This window comes from Sphingomonas cremea (assembly GCF_021502585.1).
Taxonomy (GTDB): Bacteria; Pseudomonadota; Alphaproteobacteria; order Sphingomonadales; family Sphingomonadaceae; genus Sphingomicrobium; species Sphingomicrobium cremea.
In genome coordinates this window covers 20,393-44,480 of sequence record NZ_JAKFGM010000004.1, presented here as the reverse complement: position 1 = coordinate 44,480, position 24,088 = coordinate 20,393, and the positions used below count along the sequence as shown (strand labels likewise).

Below are 24,088 nucleotides of genomic sequence, written 5' to 3'. Positions count from 1 at the left end.
ACTCCGCGCTGTTCCGGCTGGCGACGTTGACCGGGCGCGCGCCCGCCGCGCGGCCCCATGCGGCGGGCGCGCGCGTCACTTCGTTGAAGCTCGATCGGCCGATCCCGGTCGGCGACGGCGCGCAGTTGCTCGCCCGGCGACCCGACGTCCGTGCGGCCGAGCGGCGCCTGGCCGCCGCGACAGCGCGCATCGGCGTTGCCACTGCCGATCTTTATCCTCGCGTCACGCTCGGCGGCTCCGTCGGCTCTTCCGCGGGCAGCATCGGCAATCTGTTCAGCAATCCCGTCGGTTTCGTCCTGGGCCCGTTGATCAGCTGGGCTTTCACCGACCATGCCCGCGCCCGGGCACGCGTTGCCGGAGCCGAAGCCGGCACGCAGGAGGCGCTGGCCCAGTTCGACGGCACAGTGCTCAAGTCGCTCCAAGAGACCGAGACTGCGCTTTCCGTCTACGCCAACGCGCTCCGGCAGCGTGAGGCGTTGAAGGCGGCACGCGACGAGGCGGCCGTGGCAGCACGCATTGTTCGCGCCCAGCAACGCGAAGGGCAGGTGGATTCGCTTGCCCTATTGGATGCCGAGCGCACCTTCGCCGAAGCGGAAGCCGATTTGACCGAGATGGATGGCCGGGTCGTAGCAGCCCAGATCGACCTTTTCCGGGCGCTTGGCGGAGGTTGGAGCCAATCCGCCTGAAAATCGGCTAGTCGCTGCCCTTGTCCGCCAGGAAATGCATGAGCTGGGCGAGGGTCGCCTCCATCTGGTCCTGCATCTGGCTGATCAGCTCATTCTCTCGCATGTGCTCATGGTCGAGCGGCTTGGAATAGCTGTCGGAGAATGCATGCAGATCCTCGGCGTCGAAGACGCCCTTGGCGACCAGCCGGGCAAGGATCACCAGCAGCCCGTTGGTGTTGGCGATATTACCGGCGACCAGTGCCTCGTCGACCATCGTCAGGGCCTGGTCTTCCTCTTCCTCGATCGCGTCGCTCATAACGCCAGTTTGCCGACTTCTCACGGGCTTGCAAGCGCTCCGAGCACCGCCCACGACTCCGCCTTCCGCGCCAGGGCCAACGTGTAGGCGGGGCTGGACGAGGGCAAATCGATCAGCTCCACGCTGCCAATACCGGCCAGCTCTGCCCGGCCAAGCCGCGAAGCGGTCTTGCCGTTGAAGGCTACCGCCTTCAATCGGGGATGGGTTGCGACAAATTCGGCGAGCCTGTTGGCAGTCGCATTGCGAATGGCGCCATCGAGACTGCCGTGCCGCCGCGCTTCGCCGACTACATCCCACAGCGCGATTCCTCGCGCCGTGAGCCGGACAAGGCGTTGATCGTAGGCAAGGCCGGCGAGCTCTTCGCCGATTGCCGCGCCCAACAGCCTCCAGAACTGGTTTTGGGGATGGGCATAGTATCGCTGCGCGTGGAGGGAAGCCTCTCCCGGCAAGCTGCCAAGAACCAGCAACGTCGCATCTGTCGCGCCGGCGGGTGCCATCGAACGCTTGAAGGTTATCGGCTCCTCCTATTCCCGGCCGGTTGCGGCATGCGCGCCGCTGCCGCTAAGGCGGGGGCGCAATGAAGCCCGAAGAACTCCGCATTGCCCTGTTCTCGGGCAATTACAATTACGTCCGTGATGGCGCCAATCAAGCGCTTAACAGGCTGGTCGGCTATCTCCTTCGACAAGGGGCGCAGGTCCGCATCTATTCTCCAACGGTCAAGCACCCGGCGTTTCCGCCGACCGGCGACCTGGTCGGCGTGCCGGCATTCAAGGTTCCGAGGCGCCAGGAATATCGAATCCCCTACCACCTGCCGGGATCGGTCCGCCGCGACCTGGAGGCGTTTGCACCCAACGTAATTCATGTCGCCAGTCCGGATTTCGTCGGTCATCGCGCCATCACCTGGGCGCGAGGCCGGAATATCCCAGCGGTGGCTTCAGTCCACACCCGGTTCGACACCTACCTGCAATATTATGGCCTGGCGTTCCTGGAGCCGGCGGCCCGAGCGATCATGCGACGCTTCTATCGGCGCTGCGACGCAATCGTCGTCCCGGCGGAGTCGACCGCGGCGATCTTTCGCGCACAGCGGATGAACAGCGACATCTCGTTGTGGAGTCGGGGTGTCGATCGCGAGCAGTTTAATCCGGACCGGCGCAGCCTCGACTGGCGGCGCAGTCACAATATCGCCGACGATGACATGGTCGTCGTCTTCCTCGGGCGACTGGTCCTGGAAAAGGGTCTCGATGTTTTCGCCGATGCCATCGACGCCGCCAGGGCAATCGACGTCCCATTACGGGTAATGGCCATCGGCGACGGGCCGGCGCGGAGCTATTTCGAGGAACGTCTGCCTGACGCCATCTTCACTGGACAGCTGACCGGGGTCGAATTGGCGACTGCGCTCGCGTCCGCCGATGTATTCCTGAACCCATCGATCACCGAGACGTTCGGGAACGTCACGTTGGAGGCGATGGCTTCGGGGCTGCCTGTTATCGCCGCGGTTGCGTCGGGGACGACGAGCCTGGTCCACGACAGGATCACTGGCCGGCTGGCGAACCCCGGGGATACGGAAGCGTTCGCAGAGATTCTGGCCACTTATCAATCCAACCCGGACTTACGCGCGCGCCATGGCGGTGCGGGCCTGGAGGTTGCCAGGACAATGGACTGGGACGACATCAACGCGGTCGTGATGCACGTCTACGAGCGGGTCATCCAACGGCGGCGACGCAAGCGCTAATCTTCGCGACTGGCGCCTTTTATCCGTTCAATCCGCTGTGCCGCTTCGTCGAGGATGGATGCAATCTCATGCATCAGTTCCTCGTTGATTCCGTCCCTGCTAACTCGATGGCTTAGGGCCGACATGAGGTTGCCTACCGCCCGGCCGATCGGCGGAGCGCTACCCCGGCGACGGCCGTGGCCCTCCAGCCGCTCGATCAGCTCGTCGACCTCGTCGCTGTTTTCTTCGAGATGGGTACGGCCCTCATCCGTCGCTTCATATACCTTCTTGGTATCCTTTGATTTGGCCTCGGCAATCAGGCCCATGTCCTCAAGCATCGTCAGGGTTGGGTAAACAATCCCCGGGCTGGGCGCATAATCGCCGCCGGTCATCTCCTCGACGGCCCGGATCAGCTCATAGCCGTGGCGTGGCTGGTCCGCGATCAGCTTGAGCAACACTAGGCGAAGCTCGCCGCCTTCGAACATCCGCTTGCGATCTCGCCGATGGCCACCCCACCCTCTCGACCCTTCACCGAAGTCGAACTGGAAGCCACCGGGCCCAAAGCTGAAACCCCGTCCGCGTCCGGCAAAACGCTGATGCCGGCCGTTATCGCCGCAGTCATAGTGAAAGTGCATGAATCGCTCCTCTCGATAGCTCTAAGATATATCTTAGATGCATCACGTCAACAACGGGTGCAACTTTCGGCGAAGCTGCCTATTGCTTCGACCGATGGCTGATCTGTTCACCGACGACCCACTGCCGTCGACGCCGCTGGACGAGCCGGCGCCAAACGCGCCGCTGGCCGACCGGCTGCGGCCGAAGTCGCTCGATGAAGTGGTCGGGCAGGAGCATCTGACCGGCCCCGAAGGGGCGATCGGGCGGATGGTTGCTGCAGGCAAGCTTTCCTCGATGATGCTTTGGGGACCGCCCGGAACGGGCAAGACCAGCATCGCCAGGCTGCTGGCCGACGCGGTCGGATTGCGCTTTGTCGCCTTGTCGGCGGTCTTCTCGGGCGTCGCCGACTTGAAGAAAGTGTTCGCCGAAGCGCGGGTTGCCATGAAAGCAGGGCAGCGCACCTTATTGTTCGTTGACGAAATCCACCGCTTCAATCGGTCTCAGCAGGATGGCTTCCTGCCCTATGTCGAGGACGGGACGATCACGCTGGTCGGGGCCACGACCGAAAATCCCAGCTTTGAGCTCAACGCCGCCCTTCTGTCCCGGTGCCAGGTGCTCATCCTTCACCGCCTCGATACCGGAGCACTGTGCAAGTTGCTCGACCGGGCGGAGGAACTGGAGGGGCGGCCATTGCCGCTTACCGCCGCTGCGCGAGATGCGCTGGTTGCCAGCGCGGACGGCGACGGCCGGTTCCTGCTCAACCAGGCCGAGACCCTGGTCGATGTGGGGCTAGAGGAACCGCTTGATCCTTCGGGCCTCGCATCATTCCTGCAGCGGCGCGTTGCCGTCTACGACAAGGACCGGGAGGGTCATTACAACCTCATCTCTGCGCTGCATAAGTCGATCCGCGGCTCCGATCCGCAGGCGGCGCTCTACTATCTGGCGCGGATGCTGGTCGCCGGGGAGGAGCCGCTGTTCCTTTTGCGTCGCCTGATCCGAGCAGCGACCGAGGACATCGGCCTCGCCGACCCGCAGGCGCTGGTCCAATGCATCGCGGCCAAGGACGCATATGATTTCCTCGGTTCTCCCGAAGGGGAGCTGGCCATCGTCCAGGCCTGTCTGTACCTGGCGACCGCTCCCAAATCGAATGCGACCTACAAGGCTCAAGGCGCGGCCTGGCGTTCCGCCCGCGAAACCGGATCGCTAATGCCGCCGCAGAACATCCTCAACGCACCGACCCGGCTGATGAAGGACATCGGCTATGGCAAGGGTTACTCCTACGACCATGACGCCGAGGACGGCTTTTCCGGAGACGATTATTGGCCCCAGGAAATGGAGGCACAGACCTTCTACCGACCCGTGAACCGAGGCTTTGAAGCAAAGGTCGCGGAGCGGCTTGCCTTCTGGGACAAAAAGCGCCGAGAAAGGCATGAATCCGACTGATCCTTACAGGGGAGTCACATGTACCAGACCACCGAACCAGCCCGCTATTGGCAAGACCAGCTGATCCTTTGGGGTCCAAAGATCCTGTTCGCCATCCTCATCCTCGTCGTCACCCATTTCGTCGCCAAGGCGGTGCAATGGGGCGTGGCCAAGTTGATCGACCGGATGCCGGTGCTGAAGCGGCACCCCAGCGTTGGCGGCGACAGCATCGGAACCGAGCTTGGGCGGTTGGCCTATTGGCTGGTGTGGCTGGTCGGACTGATCGCCGCGCTGCAGCCACTCGGCCTTTCCGGTGTGCTCGCGCCCGTCTCTACCATGCTCAATGAGGTCGCTACCTTCATTCCTCGCTTGTTTGGGGCGGGGCTGTTCTTCTTCGCTGGGCTGATCCTGGCGCGGATCGTTCGGCACGTCATCGAGGCCGCATTGGGAGCGATCAACCTCGAGCAGTTAGCCGGGCGAGCTGGACTAAGGCTCAGCGAGACGCCGGTGGCGGTTGATGCTGAGGGCACAGCCAGCGAAGGCGTGTCGCCAACGCGCAGCACGATCGCTCGGGCGGTTGGCATGACGGTGTCGGCGGTGATCATCATCTTCGCCGCGATCGCATCGCTCGACATCTTGCATATCGAGGCGGTGTCCGAGCCAGCCAAGAACATGCTCAACATGATCGCCCTGGCGATCCCCAATGTTCTGGCCGCCTTGTTGTGGCTGGCGATCGCCTTCTTGATTGCTCGCTGGGTCAAGACATTGATCGAGACCGTCCTGCCTAGCCTTGGCTTCGACAATTTCATCCATTCGCTCGGTGCGATGCCGCGCAACGTTTCGCCGTCCCGCGTAGCCGGCGCGATCGCGATGACCGCGCTGCTGCTGCTGGCCGGCATCGAAGCACTGCATCGCCTTGGCGGAGACGATACGGCGGCCTTGGTGATCCAGGTCACCGAACTGGGCGGCAAGGTGATCTTCGGGACAGTGATTATCGTCGTTGGCTTTGTGCTCGCCCGCATCTTGGCTGGGCTTGTCGGGGCATCGACGGAAAGAACCAGCTATGCCGAAGTGATCGTCAAATATGCGATCATCGCCCTGTTCACGGCGATCGGCCTCACCTTCATGGGACTGGCCGACCAGATCGTCATGTTGGCATTCGGGTTGATCCTCGGCTCGGCAGCCGTGGCGACGGCGATTGCCTTCGGGCTTGGGGGCCGCGACTATGCCGCGCGCCTTCTGGAGGAATGGCACGAAAGCAATTCGCCGCCAGCCGTAAGGCGCCCTCCGCCGCCGCGCCTGAAAAAGGCTACCGCCGAGGATGACAGCCAGCCTCCGCTGGTGTGAGCCGGTTCAGCAGCTGCGTCGCGATCGATTGGTCGGGCGCCAAGGGGCGCCGGCACAAGGGCATTGCCATTGCCGAGGCGCGCACGGACGACCCGCCTCGCTTGGTTCGGCCTGGCCATATCTGGTCGCGCTGCGAGGTGCTCGATTGGCTGGTTAATCGAGCGGCGAAGGAGCCGACCTTGTTCGGCTTCGACTTCAGCTTCGCGCCGCCCTTCGCAGAACGTGGTGCTTACCTTCCGGGCGAGACCGGCGTTCCCGACAACGCGCGGGAGTTCTGGGCCTATGTTGAAAGAAACAGCAACGACGACGACCTCGGCGCCGCGTCATTCCTGGAGCAGGTTCATCGCAGCCATTTCTACTTCGGCATCGCCGACGGGGTGAAGGCAGACTTCGTCCGCTTCCGCACTTGCGACGCGGTCCTCAACGCGCAAGGCGGGCGCAAGACCGCCAGCGCCTATGACGCGATCGGCGCATCGCAGGTAGCGAAGGCGAGTTTTTCGGGCATGCGGCTGCTTCACCGACTGGGTAGCAATGTTGCGATATGGCCGATGGACCCATTACCCGAAGATGGCAGCGCAGTGGTCGAAATCTACACCCGCATCTACCTTCGCAATGCCGGGATGAGCGGTAAGAAGCTGCGCAGCCGAACAGATTTGAACAAGGCGCTCGCCGGCCTGGACAGCAAGCCGGCCCGCCTGCGTTTCGAACCAAACGATCATCAGACAGACGCGCTAGTGACTGCAGCGGGGATGCGAGCGCATCTTTCCAACCCTGCCGCCTTCTCCCCCTCGGGCCTGACGAAGGAGCTGGCGCGAACCGAGGGCTGGACCTTTGGCATCGTCTGACCGATGGTGAAGGCCGACATGGTCCTCCCGCACACTCACCCCGAACGACATCAGGTGGCGCGCATCGGCTGGCTTCGGGCAGCGGTGCTTGGAGCCAATGATGGGATCGTATCGACGGCCAGCCTGATCGTCGGCATCGCGGCGGCTGCTTCAGGACGAAGCGAAGTGCTTCTTGCCGGTGCGGCGGGCCTTGTCGCCGGCGCAATGTCCATGGCGGCTGGAGAGTATGTCTCGGTCAGTTCCCAGGCGGACACGGAGAATGCGGATCTTGAGCGCGAACGAGCGGAGCTAAAGTCCGATCCGGAGTTCGAGCAGCGCGAGCTCGCGGCAATATATCAGAAGCGTGGATTAAAGGCCGAGACCGCAAATGAGGTCGCAGCACAGCTAATGGCCGGAGATGCGCTTGCGGCCCACGCGCGCGACGAGCTCAGCATCACGCACATCACTACCGCCAGGCCGATCCAGGCAGCACTCACATCGGCGGTGACCTTCACCGCGGGCGCGCTGTTGCCGCTCACAATTGCCTGGCTCGCGCCGGTCGGTCGCGCCACCATTCTCTCGGTCTCGGCAGGTTCTTTGCTTTTCTTGGCGCTGCTGGGTGCCCTGGGCGCCAAGGCGGGCGGAGCGCCCGTGGGCAAGGCCACGGCGCGGGTCGCTTTTTGGGGGGCACTGGCAATGGCCCTGACCGCAGGGATTGGAAAGCTCGTCGGCACCGCGGTTTAATTCCGGGCTAGACGTTCGGCATCGTCTGACGCAAAGGGGCCGCCGGGCCGGATTAGCTCAGTTGGTAGAGCAGCGGTTTTGTAAACCGAAGGTCGCGGGTTCAAATCCTGCATCCGGCACCAGCCTCGCCCCCCGGCTATCCGGGCGATTGCCAAGGCCTCGGCTCAAGAACCCTTCATCAACGCCAGCAGCGCAAAACTCGCCAGCCAATGCTCGCCCATATAGTCGCCAGCTACGTGCGGCATCGAGGCTACAAGATGCTCCGCCGCCGACGCTTCGGCCGCTTTTCGCTCGGCTGCCGGCAGCAACGGAGCAATCGTGGCCCAGCACCAGGCCCGACTGAGGTTCAGGCCGTCGAGGTGCGCAATCTTTCCGTCGCTGTGGTCGCTGACGGTCGCGGGCACGAAAAGCGTTTTGGGCTCGCGGCTGGCCACTCGCGGCAGGAAGGCCGCGAACCAGTTGGCAAACTCTTCTGCCGGCAACACCCGCGCCATGCACAGCGCTTCGATCAGCGCCGGCGAGAGGAACTCATCGCCGCCCGGCTCCCACGCCTGGCAGTCGCGATCATTGGCGAATGACGCCTTCGCCCATTCACGGATCGGTTCACCGAGTGTCGGCTCAAAGCGTTCGGCCCAATCCAGTGCAAGGATCAGCGCAAAGGCCGTGTTGAAATGGGTGCCGACGCGGATCGGATAGGTAAGCTTGGCGAGATAGGTGCGCAGCCGCCCGGCAAAGGCACGGGCGAGCGGTTCCAGCTCCCTTGCCCAGCCGCGGTCCGGGTGTCGTGATGCCTCGAGGTGGAGGTAGAGCAGCCAACCCCAGCCGTAGGGCCGTTCGAATCCCGCTGACAGCGGCCGGTCGAGATAGGCGAGCTCGACCGCCACCTTGTCCAGCGTGAAGCTGGCTTCGGCCAATTCAGCGATGGCAACCGCCTCCGGATTATCGGGGAATAGCCGCCGCAAGGTGAGCAGGGTCCACCAGCCATGGACGCAGCTGTGCCAGTCGAAGCTGCCGAAGAAGATCGGATGAAGTTCTTGCGGTGGACACGCGTCCTCGTCGCCGAGCAGCACATGGTCGAGTTTATAGGGATAGGGGCGCCTTACATGACCCATCGCGATGCGGGCGAAACGGGTGCCGAGATCGGGCTCGAGCTTCATCGGAACGCCAACCAGTAAATCAGGAGGATGTTCACGATCAGCAGCGGGAGCGCCGTCGCCACCTGCACCCGGATCACGCCATATTGATCTTTGAGTTCGAGCAAGGCTGCTGGAACCAGGTTGAAGTTGGCAGCCATGGGAGTCATCAGCGTCCCGCAAAAGCCGGCGAGCATCCCGATTGCCCCGACCACTGCCGGGTCGCCGTGATACCCCTGGATGAGCAACGGCACGCCGATCGCCGCGGCCATGACCGGGAAGGCGGCAAAGGCATTGCCCATGATCATCGTGAAGATCGCCATGCCCAGCCCGAATACCGCCACGGTAAGGAAGATACTGCCTTCCGGGATGACCATCCGCGTCAGCGAGCCGATCGCATCGCCGACTCCGGCAGCGGCGAACAGCACGCCAAGGGAAGCGAGCATCTGGGGCAGTACCGCCGCCCAGCCGATCGCGTCGATCAGCCGACGGCCTTCCTGCAGCGGGGCGATCGCGGGTGGGCGCAACCATGCAAAGATCGCCCCGAGTGCGAACAATACGCCCAGACCCAGGAAGACATAGGTCTCGCGCTTGGGCTCGACCCACCCGTAGCTGCCGAGCGCGGTGTAATTATAAGCGAGTGTGCCGATCAATGCGGTGATCGGAATGATAAGCGCGGGAAGGAACAGCTTGTTGCCAAGCCGGTCCGACCAGGTCTGTCGCTCCGCCTCGCTTGTAGTTGGCGGATGGCTGCGGCCGATGAAACCGAACCCTGCGAGTCCGGCAAGGCCCAGCACCAGCAATCCGTTGCCGAAATCGCCGATCGCATCGCCGCCAAGCAAGCTGAGTGCCATCAATCCCCAGAAGGCGGCGTTGCCGAAGCGCCTGGAATGGGCGCGGTCGAGCGCCGAGAGTATCGCAAAGGCAGCGAACATCAGACCGGCAAGGGCATAGAGCCAGTGAAGGGTAATCATGCGCCGCGCCTCGCCAGCTTTCGGTCGAGGATCAGCAGCCGGGTCGAGTGGATCAGGAATGCGACGATCGCGCTAGGAATCGCCCAAAGTGCCAAATGGAGCGGGGCAAGATTGTAGCCATAGGTCGCAAGAATCTGCTGGATGAGAACGATGGATCCGATGGCGAAGAAAATATCCTCGCCGAAGAACAGGCCGACATTGTCGGTTGCCGCGGCGTAGGCCTTCACCTTTTCCGCTTCGTCCTCGGTCAACTCACCATGCTGTTTTTCCGCCGCCGCAAGAGCCATTGGTGCCACCAAGGGGCGGACCGTTTGCGGATGGCCGGCGGTCGAATGAAGACCGATAGCGGCGGTGATCTGGCGATAGACCAGGTAAAGGATCAGCAGCCGTCCGGTGGTTGCATTCTTCATGCTCCGGATGACCGCAGCCGACCGCTGCTGCAGCCCAAACCGTTCGAGCAGGCCGATTACCGGAAGGACGATCCACACGATGGCGATAATGCGGTTGTCGTTGAAGGCTTTGCCGAACGTCGAGACGACTTCGACCGGGTCCATGCCGGCAATGAGGCCGGTAACGATCGCCGAGCCGGTCACGACCAGCATGGGGTTCAGCTTCAGCGCGAAGCCAGCGACGACCAGAAGTATTCCGATCAGCGGCCAATAGTTGATCATGCCCCTTCCCCGCCGAACCCGCCACCGCCCGGTGTCTCGATAACGAAGCGGTCGCCGATTCCCATTTCCGCGGAAGCAGTGGCGCTTAGCATTTCGACCGAGCCATCGGTGCGCTCGACCCAGTTGCGACCAGGCATGGCATCCCCACCACCATTGAGGCCGCGCGGCGGCACCTTGCGGCGATTGGCAAGGATGTTGGCGCGCATCGGCTCCAGGAAGGTCACGCTACGAACAACCCCGTCCCCTCCATGATGCCGGCCCTTCCCGCCCGAGCCGTGGCGGATCGCAAATTCCTCCAGCCGGACTGGCAGGCGGGCTTCGAGTATCTCGGGATCGGTCAGCCGGCTGTTGGTCATATGCGTCTGTACCGCGGTTGTCCCGTCATGGTCCGGCCCGGCGCCTGATCCGCCGGCAATCGTTTCATAATATTGGTACCGCTCGTTGCCGAAGGTGAAGTTGTTCATTGTTCCCTGGCTGGGCGCTAGCCGCCCGGTCGCGGCGAACAAGACGTCGGTCACCACCTGGCTGGTCTCGACATTGCCGGCGACGACCGCCGCCGGATAGGCGGGCTTGAGCATCGATCTGTCGGGTACGACCAATTTGATGGGCCGCAAGCAGCCGTCGTTCATGGGAATCACGTCGTCGATCAGGGTGCGCACAACATAAAGCGAAGCAGCGCGAACGATCGAATAGGGCGCGTTGAAATTGTCTTCGAGCTGGGCGCTGGTGCCGGTGAAATCGAACGTCGCCGATCGCGTCTCCTTGTCGATGCGGATCGAGACGCTCACAAGAGCACCATTGTCCATCTCGTAGCTGAACTCGCCGTCGTCGAGCCGGCCGAGCAGGCGCCGCACCGACTCCTCGGCGTTGGCGAGGACGTGGTTCATGTAGGCCGCGACCACCTCAGGCCCGTAGTCGCGCCCAGTTTCTCTCAGCGCTTCCGCGCCGCGTATACAGGCTGCAAGCTGGGCGCGAAGGTCGGAGATATTTCGGTCAGGGTTGCGTGCCGGAAAGGGACCGCCGGCCAGGAGCTCGCGAATTTCGACTTCACGGAAATGCCCTTCGTCGACCAGCGGCTGATTGTCGATCAGCACGCCTTCCTGGTCGATTGTACGGCTTTCGGGCGGCATGGATCCCGGCGCGATTCCGCCGATGTCGGCATGATGGCCGCGTGCCGCGACGAATGCGCTCGGATCGACCTCGTCACCGTAGAATACCGGCACGATCACCGTGATATCGGGGAGGTGAGTGCCGCCGCGATAGGGATCATTGAGCACATAGGCGTCGCCACGCCGAATACCGCGACCGTCCCGCCCGCCGCCGCGAGTGTCGATAATTGTCCGGATGCTTTCGCCCATCGAGCCGAGGTGAACGGGGATGTGCGGGGCATTGGCGATCAACGCTCCCGACTTATCAAACAGGGCGCATGAGAAGTCGAGACGCTCCTTGATGTTGACAGAAGTGGCGGTCGATTGGAGCGCCACACCCATTTCCTCGGCGATGGCCATGAACAGGTTGTTGAAAATCTCGAGCCGGACCGGATCGACCTCGGTGCCAATGGCATGAACGCGTTCGATCGGGATCGCACGCGTCAGAATCAAGGTCCCGTCGCGCGCCCGTTCTGCTTGCCAGCCGGGGTCGACGACCGTGGTCGAGCCTTGCTCGTTGATCACTGAGGGGCCAACTATAATTCCGCTCGCCGAGGTATCGGCAACCGGCGCAACCGGCCGATGCGGCGCGAAGCCAATCGCCTCGACGGTAAGTGAATCGACGACCGGCTCAACATCCTCGACATAGCCGAAGCGTTTGCGATGGAGTGCGTCGAAGGCCGATCTCATTTCGTCCCGGCCTTCGATTTCGATCTCGATCGTCGTATCGCTGCCCGGCGTTCTCAACTTTGCGCGGCGTTCGAACCGGATTTGCTCTGCCGGGAAGCCCTGATCGAAGAGGTTGCTCCGCGCAGCGTTCTCCAGCGCTTGAACACAATGCGAGAAATCATCGCCAAGCGGTCTCAGCCAACTCGTCTCACGGATCGATTTTACGTCGGCGAGACCAATGCCAAAGGCGGAGAGTACGCCGGCCAGCGGGTGGATCAGTATGCGCTCCATGCCCAGCGCGTCGGCCACGCGACATGCGTGCTGGCCGCCGGCCCCGCCGAAGCAGGCGAGTGTGTAGCGGGTTACGTCATGTCCCCGCGCGATCGAGATTTTGCGTATGGCGGCGGCCATGTTGTCGACGGCTATGGCGAGGAAGCCCTCCGCGATTTCCTCCAGACTTTTGGAGCCACCAAGTGTTGCCGCAACTTCTTGAAGGCGGTCTCGCGATGCATCGGGATCAAGGGCCTGATCGCCGCCAGGGCCGAATACCGCCGGGAAATGTTCGGCGCTAATCCGGCCTAGAAAAAGGTTGCAGTCAGTGACAGTTAGCGGTCCCCCGCCACGATAGCAGGCCGGGCCTGGCCGTGCGCCGGCCGATTCCGGGCCGACACGAAAGCGCATTCCGTCGAACCGGCAGATCGAACCCCCGCCCGCGGCAATGGTGTGAACCTGCATCATCGGCGCGCGGATGCGGACCCCGGCGATTTGGTTCTCGTCGCCCAGTTCGTAGCGGCCGGCATAGTGCGACACGTCGGTCGAAGTGCCGCCCATGTCGAAACCGATCAGGCGATCCGTACCGTGCGGTGCGCTGGCCGCGACCATCCCGACCACCCCGCCGGCCGGCCCAGACAGCACCGCATCCTTGCCGCGAAAGGCGCGCGCGTCGGTCAATCCGCCGTTCGACTGCATGAATTGCAGTCTTGCACTCCCCAGCCCGCCCGCGACCCGGTCGACATAGCGGCGCAATATCGGAGAGAGGTAGGCGTCGACGACGGTGGTGTCGCCACGCCCAATAAGCTTGATCAGTGGCGCAACCTCATGGCTGACCGACACTTGCGCAAAGCCGAGTGCCTGGGCCATTTCGGCCAGGCGGCTTTCATGTCCGGTGAAGCGCCAGCCGTGCATCAGCACGATGGCTAGCGCGTCATATCCCTCGCTGCGAAGCCGCTTGAATTCGCCGCGCGCCTGATCCTCGTCGAGTGGCCGCACGATCGATCCATCCGATCCGATCCGTTCATTAATCTCGGCGACTGCTTCATAAAGCATGGTCGGCAGAATTATGTGCCGCGCGAAGATCTCGGGTCGCGCCTGATATCCGATCCTGAGCGCGTCGCCGAACCCTTGCGTGATTGCCAGTGCCAGCCGCTCGCCCTTACGCTCGAGAAGCGCGTTAGTAGCGACGGTCGTGCCCATGCGAACTTCGCCTAGCGCGCCCTCTTCCTCCGCCAGGATACGGCGGATGCCCTCCAGGGCGGCATCTCCATATTGACCAGGGTTCTCGGACAGCAGCTTTCCGACCCGCTGACGTCCATCGGAACAGTTCGCGACAATGTCGGTGAACGTCCCGCCGCGATCGATCGCAAAGGTCCAGCTGTGCTCCACAGGACCATCAAGCAGAACCGAGCGCAGCCGCCAAGCCGGGGGCTTGATAGAGCGCGCAGTCGCCACGCCGAGTGAGAGCTGGCGAGGGTAATCTCAAAAAAATTTGGGAAGCATGGAACCGCACCGCTGTCGGACCGTTCTGTTCACGTGGTTCAAATCTTCGGATGCGAATCATGGAACCCCGGAGACTTCGGTCTCCGGGGTTTACTTGTTTAAGGGACCGCGACATTCATGGTCGCGAAGTCCGCGTTCATCGTACAGACAGGCGGGGCGGAGCAGCGACGCCGCGGACGATACAGGCCTGAAACGATTGAGCGGATCACGAGCGATGAGTGATTTGGGTCTTCCGACTGCTGTTCCACATGCGGCGGCGGAGTCGGAATGCGACGAGGATTTTCTGCCCGCGTCAGGCACCAGCGCGCGAGACCTTCGAATCGCGCTCTTTTGCGGCAATTATAATTGCGTGCGCGACGGTGCGAACAATGCGCTCAACCATCTCGTATCCTACCTTCTGCAGGAAGGCGCACAGGTCCGGGTCTATTCGCCCACTGTCCCCGAACCGGCGTTCGAGCCGGCGGGGGAACTGGTTTCGGTGCGTTCCGTGGCTCTGCCGGGGCGAAGCGAGTACCGCCTGACGCTAGGGCTCGATGAGCGCACCAAGGCGGACGTCCGCCGATTTGCACCGACCAATATCCACGTATCTGCGCCGGATCCGCAGGGATATCAGGCCCAGCAGCTTGCGCGGGAACTCGGGTGCCCACTCGTAACCAGCCTCCACACAAGGTTCGAGACCTATTTCGAATATTACGGGCTGCGCGCCTTCCGGCCTTGGGCGGAGCGATATCTCCGGACCTTTTACGCCCGATCTGACCTGGTGCTGGTCCCCAATTCCCAGATCCTGGAAGAGCTTCGATCCTGGAACATGGATAATCGCATTGCGGTCTGGTCGCGCGGCGTCGACCGGCAGCGATTCCATCCGACATTTCGCAATCTTGAGTGGCGGCGGTCACAAGGCTGGGATGATGCGGACATCGTCCCACTGTTTTTCGGCAGGCTCGTCCGAGAGAAAGGAATCGCCGAATTTTCGTCGATGATTGCACAGGCCAACGAGGCGGGCCTGAGGGTGCGTCCGATGATCGTCGGCGACGGACCCGCCAAGGTCGAGTTTGCGCGGCAGCTGCCTGGCGGTGCGCGTTTCCTCGGCCATCTTTCGGGCCCGGACCTGTCCGTGGCCATCGCCAGCGCCGACGTGCTGATCAACCCGAGCACGACAGAGGCCTTCGGCAACGTCAACCTGGAGGCCATGGCCGCAGGCCTGGCGGTCATTAGTGCTGATGTGCCGAGCGCGCAGGCACTGATTTCCCACAACGACAATGGCGTGCTGGTGCGGCCCCATGACGTGGCCGGATATGTCGATGCGTTAGGCGACCTTGTGCATAACGCGCGGAGGCGGGTGCAACTCGGCGCGGCTGCTGCCGCATCGGCGGCAGCTTTCACATGGTCAGCAACCCTAACTGAAGTAGTCCAAAACTATCTTCGACTGATCGGGTGATACGACAGGTCGCGGAGCGGCTCAGATCTCGCTCGCAACCATCTCCGCGAGGCGCATGTGTCGCGACCGGTCGGCCAATGGATATTTATTGCCATTGGCGCAGTTGAAAAGCACGACCCGGTCGTCCGCTCCGATCAGCTTGTGATGGAGCGCCTCGCGCCAGGCGGCGAGCACCGCCCCGCCTTCCGGGCAAAGCAGCATGCCGTCGAGCCGGGCTGCGTCATCGACCGCCTCCATGATCGCCTCGTCCCGAACCGCAATCGCCGCGCCGTTGCTGTCGCGCACGGTGCGAAGGATGAGGAAATCGCCGACCGCCTTGGGAACGCGGATACCGGTGGCCATGGTCGCGGCGCCTTCCCATCGCTCGGCAAACTCATCGCCCTGCTCCCAGGCGCGTACCATCGGCGCACAACCTGCGGCCTGGACCGCGATCATTCGCGGCCGCTTGGAGCCAATCAGGCCGATCTGCTCCAGCTCGTCGAACCCCTTCCACATCCCGATCAGGCCGGTGCCGCCACCGGTGGGATAGAAAATCGCGTCGGGTAGCTCCCACCCCAATTGCTCGGCCAGTTCCAGTCCCATCACCTTCTTGCCTTCCAGGCGATAAGGCTCCTTCAAGGTCGAACAGTCGAACCAGCGACCCGCCGCTGCGCCTTCCCCGACGATCCGGCCGCATTCGTCGATCTGGCCGTCGGCGACGATCACTCCTGCGCCAAGGGCAGTCGTCTCGCGGATGTTGATATCGGGCGTTTCTTCCGGACAAATCACCAACGCCCCGATCCCGGCCCGCGCGGCATAGGCGGCTAGCGCCGCGCCGGCATTGCCATTGGTCGGAATGGCAATGCGCTCGACGCCAAAATGCTTCGCCATGCTGACCGCCGCCGCCATTCCGCGCGCCTTGAATGAACCCGTTGGAAGGCGACCCTCGTCCTTGACGATCGGCGCCCTCGCGCCCTGACGCGCGCCGATTCGGTCAAGTGTAATCAGCGGCGTCTCAGGCTCGCCGAGGCTGACCGGGTCCGCTCCTATCGGCAGCGGCAACAATTCGCGCCACTTCCACATTCCTGCGGGCCGGGATGCCAGCACGTCGCGAGTGAGGCACCGTGCGACCGCCTCCAGGTCATAGCGGGCAAGCAGCGGCTTTCCTGCACCGGACAGGTTTTGAAGCCGGTCGGCGTCATAGCGCTCCCCGGTCAGCGAACATTCGAGATGGGTCATGAACATGGCCCACGCGTAGCGCGACGAAGCGGATCGAGCGAGGCCTTCCATTCGATGAACGGCGGTCTCCAAGCGACGAAGAGACGGTATATCGTTTGCGATGTTGTAACATTATAAGTAATGACCGGCATCCCCTGCAGATTCCGGATGACAATGACCCGCTCATCTTCGTTGCTTGCCCTTGCTGTTGCACTTTGCCCCGCGCCGGCCCTGGCTCAGGCCGATGCTGCTCCGACTTCGTCCGATGCCGCTCCTGCAGCCACGGACGGCGCCCAGGACGAGGAGCATCATGACAATGACGAAGTGATTGTCGTTACCGGCGTTCGAAAGAAGGCCGGCGACGCACTTGGCGGCCTGTCGGTGCTCAGCGGCGACGACCTGGCCACGGATTTGCGCCCTAGCATCGGCGAAACTTTAGCCCGGCAACCGGGCATCACGGCTAGCAGCTTCGGTCCGACCGCGTCGCGGCCGATCCTGCGTGGGCTGTCGGGCGATCGCGTGCGGATCCTGACCGACGGGATCGGCAACTTCGACGTCTCGGCATCGAGCCCGGATCACGCCGTATCGCTAAATCCGTTGACTGCCGAACGGATCGAGGTGCTTCGAGGGCCGGCTGCCCTGCTTTACGGATCGTCTGCAATCGGCGGCGTGGTCAACGTCATCGATCGGCGCATTCCGCGGACCGAGCCGGAAGGGCCCGTGGGTGTCAACGGCCTGTTGTCTTATGGCACTGCAGCCAATGAACGCTCCGCCAATCTTTCGGTCGACGTTCCTGTGGTCAGCCATTTCATCATCCATGCCGACGGCAACTGGTCGAAGAGCGACGAACTGCGAACTGGCGGTCATATTTTGACGAAGGCCTTGCGCGATCAGGCTGCCGCCAGCCCTGACCCGGAAATCCGGGAATTGGCCGATCTCAAAGGCGATCTGCCCAATAGCGCCGCCAAGAGCTGGGAGGTCTCGGGGGGCCTTGGCTATGTCGATGGAAACCTAAATCTCGGCGTATCGGTTACCCGCCATGACGCGCTCTACGGAGTCCCCATCCGCTACTCGCTTGATCCGGATATCGAGGCGGAAGCTCCGACCATCGACGTCAAGCAGACCCGCTACGATGCACGCGCCGAAATCCCGTTGACTGGTCTTTTCAACCAGATCCGCGCGCGCGCCGGTTACGCCAATTATCGACATAACGAGATCGAGGACAGCGGCGCAATCGGATCGACCTTCAAGACCAAAGGCGGTGAGGGACGCGCAGAACTGGTCCAGTCCGATCGCGCCGGCTGGGGCGGTACCACGGGCATCCAGTATCTGGATCGCAAGCTGCACATCGATGGGGACGAGAAGTTCCTTCCGCCCAGCAAGCAAAGGCAATTCGGCCTGTTCACGATGCAGAGCCTGGTTCGCGGACCGCTTCGCATCGAAGGCGGGGCGCGCGTCGAGTTCAGCAAGCTGTCGGCAGCAGAAGATGAAACCCTCGGCACGCCTTCAATGAGGCGCAACTTTACCACGGTCTCCGGATCGCTCGGCGCAGCATATGAAATCTCGCCAGGATGGCGGGCTGGCGGAACTCTGTCCTACGCTTCGCGCGCACCCTCGATCGACGAGCTGTTCGCTAATGGCCCTCACGCTGGAACCCAGGCCTTTGAGGTCGGCAACCCCGACCTCGACACCGAGCGAAGCATCTCGTTCGAGGCCAGCCTGCGAAAACTGGCGGGGCCGCTGCACCTTACCGCGACGGGCTATTACAGCCACTTCTCCAACTTCATCTTCCAGGCACCGAATGGCGAGATTGAGGATAATCTGCCGGTCTATGTCGCCCAACAGGACAAAGCGAACTATTATGGGTTCGAGCTGGAAGCCGAGGCCGAATTTGGCAATGCACTCGGGATCCATTGGGACGGCGACCTGATCGCCGACTATGTCCACGCTACGGTCAAGAGTTTCGGCCCGGCGCCGCAGATCCCGCCGTTTCGCCTTTTGGGCGGGATCAGCGGAACCAAGGGCCCGTTCAAAGGCCGGGTCGAGGTTGAACATGCCTTCCGCCAGAATCGCAACGCACCGCTGGAAACGGAAACGGCCGGCTTTACCCTGCTCAACGCCTCGCTCGACTGGCACCCGCTTAGCGACAGGCCCGACCTCACCCTCAGCATCGCTGCCAATAATATCTTCGATGTTGTGGCGAGGCGCAGCTCGAGCCTGCTGAAAGACTATGCGCCGCTGGCCGGGCGGGACATCCGATTGACCGCAAGCTTCGGATTATAGGCGCGGGCTTGCGCGCGGCGCCGGCAGTTGCAATCAGTCGCGCGGTCCCGTCCCACCACGCACCGGAGCGCTTGCCCGCATGAACCTGTCCCTTCTCGTTGCTGCGCTGCTCGCTCCGACTCCCGCCATGCAGGCAGATGTGCCCGCCGCAGTCACCACGGAAGCCACGGCCCCGGCTAAACCGATCTTTGGAACAAGCGAGCAACGGTCACGTGGTTCTGTGACCATCGCTGGCCGTCGTATCGATTATCAGGCCGTGGCCGGAACCCTGGTGGTCCATGCCAAGGACTGGGATGACACGGAGTTTCTTGAGGCCGCCGCGGACGCCGATAAGGACAAGGAAAAGGATGACGCCAAGCCCAAGGCGGAAGCGTCAATGTTTTACACCGCCTATTTCAAGGATGGCGCACCTTCCACCAACCGACCGGTCACCTTCCTGTTCAACGGCGGTCCGGGATCCTCGACGGTGTGGCTGCACATGGGCGCATTCGGCCCGGTCCGGGTGCAGACTGCGGATGGCAGGCACACCCCTGCCGCTCCCTATTCCATCGTCAACAATGAACAGAGTTTGCTCGACGCGTCCGATCTTGTGTTCGTGGATGCGCCCGGCACGGGCTTCAGCCGGATTGCGGGCAAGGACAAGGAAAAGGCTTTTTACGGCGTCGACCAGGATATCGACGCCTTCACCCAGTTCATCGCCCAGTTCCTGTCCAAATATGACCGCTGGAATTCGCCCAAATATATCTTCGGCGAAAGCTACGGCACGATGCGCGCTGCGGGCATGGCGCTGTCGCTGCAGTCGCAGGACATCGATTTGAATGGCGTCATCCTCCTGTCCGACATCCTCGCATGGGATCTGCTTCCCGACGATCCGCAGATGAACCCCGGAGTCGACCTGCCCTATGTCATGACCCTGCCGACTTATGCGGCGACCGCCTGGTATCATAATCGAATCGCACGGCCCGACGGCGACCTGCAAAGCTACCTCGGCCGGGTAGAGAATTTCGCGACGACCGAATATCTGCAGGCGCTGATCAAGGGCAGCGACCTTCCCGACGAAGAGCGTCAGCGCGTCGCGCAGCAATTGTCGGCATTCACCGGCCTATCCGTTTCCTACCTGCTCAAGACCAATTTGCGAATCCAGTACGGCGCCTTCCAAAAGGAGCTGCTCGGCGACCAGGAGCAAACGGTCGGCACGCTCGATACCCGTTTTCTAGGCGCGACCCTCGATCCGTTGAGCAAGGTCGCGACCTATGATCCGCAAAGCAGTGCAATCAGCGCGGCCTATGTTGGCGCGTTCAATAGCTATGTGCGCGGAAGCCTTCATTACGAGCCGGGCATCGCCTTTAAATCGGGTATCTCGATTTATGAGAGCTGGGATTACAGGCACAAGCCGCCGGGCGCGGAGCGGGCGCTGATCGCGCTACCCAATGTCCTGCCCGACCTCGCCACCGCCATGAAGCAGAACCCGGATCTCAAAGTCATGGTCAATGGCGGCTATTATGATGTGTCGACGCCCTATTTTGCTGGACGATTTGAGATGCGGCACCTGCCGATCCCGGCCAGCCTAAAGGGCAATATCGAGTATCGTTATTATGAGTCCGGGCACATGGTTTACGCGCACCTGCCGTCACTGAAGGCGCTGCATGACAATGTCGCCGACTTCATTCGCCGAACGGCTACGCCTTAGGGTTTGCGCTGGCGCACTCTTAAGTGCCGCCTTCGGCCTAGGGCGGACATTAACGTCAAAGCGTTTTGAGCCAGGCAGTTGACCGTGCCAGCGCAAGCCTGCCTGCCTCGGAATCCAGGTCGAACTGATACTCATGGCCAAGCGGCGGCTTGTAGCCGGCTGGGAAGAATAGCCGCTCGACCTTCACTCCCTTTGTTTCCAGCGCGTCGGCCATCGCGACCGATTGCGGGCCAAGCGGGTCGGCGTTCCCGGCGCTTATGAATGACGGAGGGAACGCCGCTGTCACGTTAGGCGCCACCGACATCGTGTCGAAGCCTTTCGCATCCCGCCAGTTGCGCTTGCCGCTGTAGGCCCATGTCGTCGACTTCACGAACCATCCGAGAATGCCGCCTCCACCTCCCATTCGGGTTACGTCGTAAACTCCGCAATGAAGCAACGTCCCCGCGATCTGTGACGGTCGCACCCCGGGAACGATGCCTACCCGGCGTGCATAGTCCGGGTTGACCGTCACTGCCGCTGTTTGCGCCGCTATCTGTGCACCGGCGCTGTCGCCGGCCAGCACGATGCGACTGGTGTCGATCCCAAGCTTCCCGCCCTGAGCGCTCAAAAAAGCCAGCGCCTTGCTCACCTGCCGGACTGGCATCGGGTACTGCGCTTCCGGGGCAATCGTGTAATCAACGTTCACGACGTTAAAGCCCTGGCCGGCCAGCACCTTTGCATAGTTGGTTATGTCACCGCGGCGGCCGGACACGAATCCGCCGCCATGAATCCAAACGATCAGGGGAGTTCTTGGGTTGGTCCTTGCGGGCCGATGCACATCAAGCACAGCGTCTTTATCGGTGGGGTCATAACTTATGGTGACCGTTCGGACGGTGTCGGGAACATGCTTGTTCAACCTCTCCGATGCCTCGGCCGCCCCTTTGTCGAAGACCGCCCGGATCACATAGACGCTGGGCCAGGGTGACAGAAGAAAAGCCGCGACTACCGCAAATGCAGCAGCCAAAAGACCGATAAGCCATTTCCGCATCGCACGCCTCCCGTTGGCAGCCTTCACCATAATTGAAAGCGTCGCTTAAGTCCGCATTTCTCCAAAGCGGACTTTTGCGCAGGTAGCGGGGCCGCAAAAAAGAGGCGGCCCGCTTGATGGTGCGGACCGCCCAGGCCGGGACGGGGGGTGGGGAAGAGGTCGTCCCGTTAAAGGTCGATTCCGGCTGCGATCGCTTCGAGCTTGCGGACACGCTCTTTAAGGTCCGCGAGCTCGATCCGTCCGGAGGCGGGGGGCAGGCCGTGATCGCCGGTCTGGCTGGCCAGTTCGAGCCGCTTGTAATCGAGCCAGGATTGCCAACCCTTGAGGCCGGCGATGCAGGCCAGGCCAATCGCAAGGAAGACGCTGGCGCCGATCAGCGCGATGGATAGCGGTTCCATAATTACTTCTCCCCTCGCAGCGCCTCGATTTCGCGCGCGAGTTCGTCATTCTGGCTGTTGAGGTGGTGGTCGATTGCCATCATCCGGCGATCATTGACGTCGAGCTTGGTCAGCATGTCATGGACCGAAGTGCGACCACGGCCCACCTCACCCATGCGCTCGAAATCCGAAGGCCGATCCTTGCCGCGCATCACCCGTCCTTTCTGGACGTGGAGGTAAATGCCGGCGGCGACATAGGCGATCAGCGCGAATTTCCAGCTGATCAGGATCGCCGTCGCGGCGAAGCCGACGCGGATGAAGGTCGGGTCGATATTGAACACGTCCCCGATGGTCGAGCAGACTCCGGCAAGCTTCTTGTCGCGGCGGTTCATCGAATAGCGATTGGACACGGACATTCCCCTCTTTTCCTTCCCGTCAGTTCCTGGCCGCCAGCGCGGCTTTCAATGCATCGAGCTCGGCATCGACCGCATCGGCGGAGCGTAGCTCGGCGATTTCTTCCTCAAGGCTCTTCGGCCCGGTAAGCGCCAGCGCGTCGGCGCGGCCCTCGGCGAAGTCGGCGCGGCGCTCCAGGAGCTCGAACTTGGCGAAAGCCTCCTCGGTGCGGCTGCCGTGCAGCAGTTCGCTGGTCCGGGCGCGGGTCAGCGCGCTCTCGAATCGGCTGGCAATGGCGTTCTGCCGGGCGCGGGCCTCGGCCAGCTTAGCCTGCAGCCGCTGGATGTCGGCCTCATAGCCGCGCAGCACGTGCTCGATCTGCGAAACTTCGGCGTGCAGGCTCTCGGCCATTTCGGCCGCCTTCTGCTTCTCCGCCAGCGCGGCTCGGGCCAGGTCTTCGCGGCCCTTTCCCAGCGCCAGCTCGGCCTTCTCGGTCCAGCCATGCTGGAGATCGTCGAGGCGGGCGCAGGCACGTCGCATTTCCTTGATGTCGGCGATCGAGCGGGCGGCGGTTGCCCGTACCTCGACCAGCGTCTCTTCCATCTCGTTGATGATCATGCGGATCATTCGGGCCGGGTCTTCCGACCGGTCGAGCAGATCCGACATGTTCGCAGCGATGATGTCCCGGGTGCGGGTGAAGATCGGGCCCGACAGGATGCCGCTAAGCGGCGCGAAACGGACAACCGTCTCATTCCTGTCTTCGGTCTGCCGCGGGATGCGGATGGCCGGGCGGGCCTCGATCGGTTCCAAATCATGCATAGGTAACAACTTTCACGTTGGCGGCCGAAACCTGGGCCGGCGCTACCGCGGCACCAACCGCGATCGTGCTCATCAGAAGCGACGCGAAGGCCGCGATAAGATGGCGCTGAAACTTCGAACCAGACATCGTTAAATCTCCCTTTTTCGGACCGCTGGGCCCTGGCCCGTTGGTCCTGGCCCTTTCTCTACAAGGGTTGTGCCAATTGGAGATTTCAGCCAAATATTACGCCACATCCGTTCATCGCGGGGCAAGTTGGCGGAAATTCCCACCATCATTTGGGATGCTGGGCCAATCGAGTGGAACCGGGCGCGCACGCTGCGCGCTATGTCCTGCAATCGGGCTGCAACGCCAAGGGAGATGAAATGCTAGGCAAGATTTTGGGAGCAATCGCCGGCGAGAAGATCGCGGGCAAGGACAGCAAGCTGACCGGGGCGCTGGTCGGCGCCGCAGTGCCCACCATCGCTCGACGGGGATTGGGCCCGCTGGCCATGGTGCTGGCGGCGGGATGGGGTGCCAAGAAGTTGATCGAGCGCCGGCGGAAGCGGCGCGAAAACCAGGCCTAGTTAGGCGTCGGCGTCCGCTTCGCCTTCGGGCGCGGCCTCATAAAACGGCTCGACCTTTCCTTTGAGCTTCAACGTCATCGGATTGCCGTGACGATCGCGGCTGCGGCCGGCGGCGATGCGGATCCAACCTTCGGAAATCGAATATTCTTCGACGTTGGTCTTTTCCACGCCGTTGAACCGAATGCCGACGCCGTGGCGAAGCACTTCCTCGTCGAAGTGCGGGCTACGTGGGTCGAGCGACAGGCGGTCGGGGAGCGGTTTCTTCTCTTCGGACATGGTGCGCGC

Annotated in this window: 24 protein-coding genes and 1 tRNA gene; 11 read left to right on the top strand and 14 right to left on the bottom strand. The window is 62.7% G+C overall.

Translation table 11 applies throughout. The features are described from left to right. A partial coding sequence (locus tag LVY65_RS13125; protein ID WP_235068719.1) for a TolC family protein occupies window positions 1–686 on the top strand: 686 nt, incomplete at its 5' end. 7 nt (window positions 687–693) lie between these two features. Here LVY65_RS13125 and LVY65_RS13120 read toward each other — a convergent pair. Together LVY65_RS13120 and LVY65_RS13115 are read right to left on the bottom strand one after the other, a co-directional pair. Beyond that, on the bottom strand, window positions 694–981 hold the full coding sequence (locus LVY65_RS13120; protein WP_235068718.1) for a hypothetical protein: 288 nt from the start codon (window positions 979–981) through the stop codon (window positions 694–696). Window positions 982–1,001: 20 nt separating this feature from the next. After that, entirely contained in the window at window positions 1,002–1,478 is a 477-nt protein-coding gene (locus LVY65_RS13115; protein ID WP_235068717.1) for a DNA-deoxyinosine glycosylase, read from the bottom strand. Between the two features lie 80 nt (window positions 1,479–1,558). Here LVY65_RS13115 and LVY65_RS13110 point away from each other — a divergent pair, with 80 nt between their 5' ends. Beyond that, window positions 1,559–2,713 carry a glycosyltransferase family 4 protein gene (locus LVY65_RS13110; protein ID WP_235068716.1) on the top strand — a complete coding sequence of 385 codons (1,155 nt, stop codon included), beginning with the start codon at window positions 1,559–1,561 and terminating at the stop codon, window positions 2,711–2,713. Here LVY65_RS13110 and LVY65_RS13105 read toward each other — a convergent pair. Next, window positions 2,710–3,327: a PadR family transcriptional regulator gene (locus LVY65_RS13105; protein ID WP_235068715.1), complete on the bottom strand. Its 618-nt coding sequence runs from the start codon at window positions 3,325–3,327 to the stop codon at window positions 2,710–2,712. The genes LVY65_RS13110 and LVY65_RS13105 overlap by 4 nt on opposite strands. A gap of 94 nt (window positions 3,328–3,421) precedes the next feature. Between LVY65_RS13105 and LVY65_RS13100 the strand changes: the two genes are divergently transcribed. From LVY65_RS13100 to LVY65_RS13080, 5 genes are all read left to right on the top strand, one after another. Continuing rightward, window positions 3,422–4,750: a replication-associated recombination protein A gene (locus tag LVY65_RS13100; RefSeq protein WP_235068714.1), complete on the top strand. Its 1,329-nt coding sequence runs from the start codon at window positions 3,422–3,424 to the stop codon at window positions 4,748–4,750. Between the two features lie 18 nt (window positions 4,751–4,768). After that, window positions 4,769–6,076 (top strand): mechanosensitive ion channel, encoded by a 1,308-nt coding sequence (locus tag LVY65_RS13095; RefSeq protein ID WP_235068713.1) that lies wholly within the window; start codon window positions 4,769–4,771, stop codon window positions 6,074–6,076. Continuing rightward, window positions 6,073–6,921 (top strand): hypothetical protein, encoded by an 849-nt coding sequence (locus LVY65_RS13090; protein WP_235068712.1) that lies wholly within the window; start codon window positions 6,073–6,075, stop codon window positions 6,919–6,921. Before LVY65_RS13095 ends, LVY65_RS13090 begins: the two co-directional genes overlap by 4 nt. Before the next feature lie 3 nt (window positions 6,922–6,924). Further along, window positions 6,925–7,644, top strand: a complete 720-nt coding sequence (locus LVY65_RS13085; RefSeq protein ID WP_235068711.1) for a VIT1/CCC1 transporter family protein — start codon at window positions 6,925–6,927, stop codon at window positions 7,642–7,644. 46 nt (window positions 7,645–7,690) lie between these two features. Next, window positions 7,691–7,766, top strand: a tRNA-Thr gene (locus tag LVY65_RS13080). Between the two features lie 42 nt (window positions 7,767–7,808). On the opposite strand, the gene LVY65_RS13075 is transcribed toward LVY65_RS13080, so the two are convergent. The 4 genes from LVY65_RS13075 to LVY65_RS13060 are packed head-to-tail and all read right to left on the bottom strand — an operon-like array spanning window position 7,809 to window position 13,901. Further along, window positions 7,809–8,801, bottom strand: a complete 993-nt coding sequence (locus LVY65_RS13075) for a DUF2891 domain-containing protein (protein WP_235068710.1) — start codon at window positions 8,799–8,801, stop codon at window positions 7,809–7,811. Further along, complete coding sequence (locus LVY65_RS13070) at window positions 8,798–9,751, bottom strand: DUF979 domain-containing protein (RefSeq protein WP_235068709.1); 954 nt, start codon at window positions 9,749–9,751, stop codon at window positions 8,798–8,800. Before LVY65_RS13070 ends, LVY65_RS13075 begins: the two co-directional genes overlap by 4 nt. Continuing rightward, window positions 9,748–10,422 (bottom strand): DUF969 domain-containing protein, encoded by a 675-nt coding sequence (locus tag LVY65_RS13065; RefSeq protein ID WP_235068708.1) that lies wholly within the window; start codon window positions 10,420–10,422, stop codon window positions 9,748–9,750. Before LVY65_RS13065 ends, LVY65_RS13070 begins: the two co-directional genes overlap by 4 nt. Continuing rightward, window positions 10,419–13,901, bottom strand: a complete 3,483-nt coding sequence (locus LVY65_RS13060; RefSeq protein WP_235068722.1) for a hydantoinase B/oxoprolinase family protein — start codon at window positions 13,899–13,901, stop codon at window positions 10,419–10,421. The genes LVY65_RS13065 and LVY65_RS13060 overlap by 4 nt, the downstream gene beginning before the upstream one ends. 328 nt (window positions 13,902–14,229) lie before the next feature. Here LVY65_RS13060 and LVY65_RS13055 point away from each other — a divergent pair, with 328 nt between their 5' ends. Then, entirely contained in the window at window positions 14,230–15,453 is a 1,224-nt protein-coding gene (locus LVY65_RS13055) for a glycosyltransferase family 4 protein (protein WP_235068707.1), read from the top strand. A 21-nt stretch (window positions 15,454–15,474) separates the two neighbouring features. On the opposite strand, the gene LVY65_RS13050 is transcribed toward LVY65_RS13055, so the two are convergent. After that, window positions 15,475–16,677: a threonine synthase gene (locus LVY65_RS13050; RefSeq protein ID WP_235068706.1), complete on the bottom strand. Its 1,203-nt coding sequence runs from the start codon at window positions 16,675–16,677 to the stop codon at window positions 15,475–15,477. Window positions 16,678–16,791: 114 nt separating this feature from the next. Here LVY65_RS13050 and LVY65_RS13045 point away from each other — a divergent pair, with 114 nt between their 5' ends. Together LVY65_RS13045 and LVY65_RS13040 are read left to right on the top strand one after the other, a co-directional pair. Next, window positions 16,792–18,933 (top strand): TonB-dependent receptor, encoded by a 2,142-nt coding sequence (locus LVY65_RS13045; RefSeq protein WP_328282529.1) that lies wholly within the window; start codon window positions 16,792–16,794, stop codon window positions 18,931–18,933. A gap of 79 nt (window positions 18,934–19,012) precedes the next feature. After that, entirely contained in the window at window positions 19,013–20,623 is a 1,611-nt protein-coding gene (locus LVY65_RS13040) for a S10 family peptidase (protein WP_235068705.1), read from the top strand. 55 nt (window positions 20,624–20,678) lie between these two features. On the opposite strand, the gene LVY65_RS13035 is transcribed toward LVY65_RS13040, so the two are convergent. The 5 genes from LVY65_RS13035 to LVY65_RS13300 all read right to left on the bottom strand — a co-directional run bounded on the left by LVY65_RS13035 (window position 20,679) and on the right by LVY65_RS13300 (window position 23,366). After that, a complete protein-coding gene (locus tag LVY65_RS13035; protein WP_235068704.1) occupies window positions 20,679–21,650 on the bottom strand; it encodes an alpha/beta hydrolase in 972 nt (323 codons plus the stop codon). A 167-nt stretch (window positions 21,651–21,817) separates the two neighbouring features. Beyond that, on the bottom strand, window positions 21,818–22,048 hold the full coding sequence (locus LVY65_RS13030; RefSeq protein ID WP_235068703.1) for a hypothetical protein: 231 nt from the start codon (window positions 22,046–22,048) through the stop codon (window positions 21,818–21,820). Window positions 22,049–22,050: 2 nt separating this feature from the next. Then, the gene (locus LVY65_RS13025; RefSeq protein ID WP_235068702.1) at window positions 22,051–22,443 is read right to left on the bottom strand and encodes a PspC domain-containing protein; all 393 of its coding nucleotides are present in this window, start codon (window positions 22,441–22,443) and stop codon (window positions 22,051–22,053) included. 19 nt (window positions 22,444–22,462) lie between these two features. Further along, the gene (gene pspA, locus LVY65_RS13020) at window positions 22,463–23,239 is read right to left on the bottom strand and encodes a phage shock protein PspA (protein WP_268828793.1); all 777 of its coding nucleotides are present in this window, start codon (window positions 23,237–23,239) and stop codon (window positions 22,463–22,465) included. Continuing rightward, window positions 23,232–23,366 (bottom strand): hypothetical protein, encoded by a 135-nt coding sequence (locus LVY65_RS13300; protein WP_268828792.1) that lies wholly within the window; start codon window positions 23,364–23,366, stop codon window positions 23,232–23,234. Before LVY65_RS13300 ends, pspA begins: the two co-directional genes overlap by 8 nt. A gap of 236 nt (window positions 23,367–23,602) precedes the next feature. Here LVY65_RS13300 and LVY65_RS13015 point away from each other — a divergent pair, with 236 nt between their 5' ends. Further along, entirely contained in the window at window positions 23,603–23,803 is a 201-nt protein-coding gene (locus tag LVY65_RS13015) for a hypothetical protein (RefSeq protein ID WP_235068701.1), read from the top strand. On the opposite strand, the gene LVY65_RS13010 is transcribed toward LVY65_RS13015, so the two are convergent. Further along, window positions 23,804–24,079, bottom strand: coding sequence for a DUF3297 family protein (locus LVY65_RS13010; RefSeq protein ID WP_235068700.1), 276 nt, complete (start codon window positions 24,077–24,079; stop codon window positions 23,804–23,806). Between the last annotated feature and the right edge of the window lie 9 nt (window positions 24,080–24,088).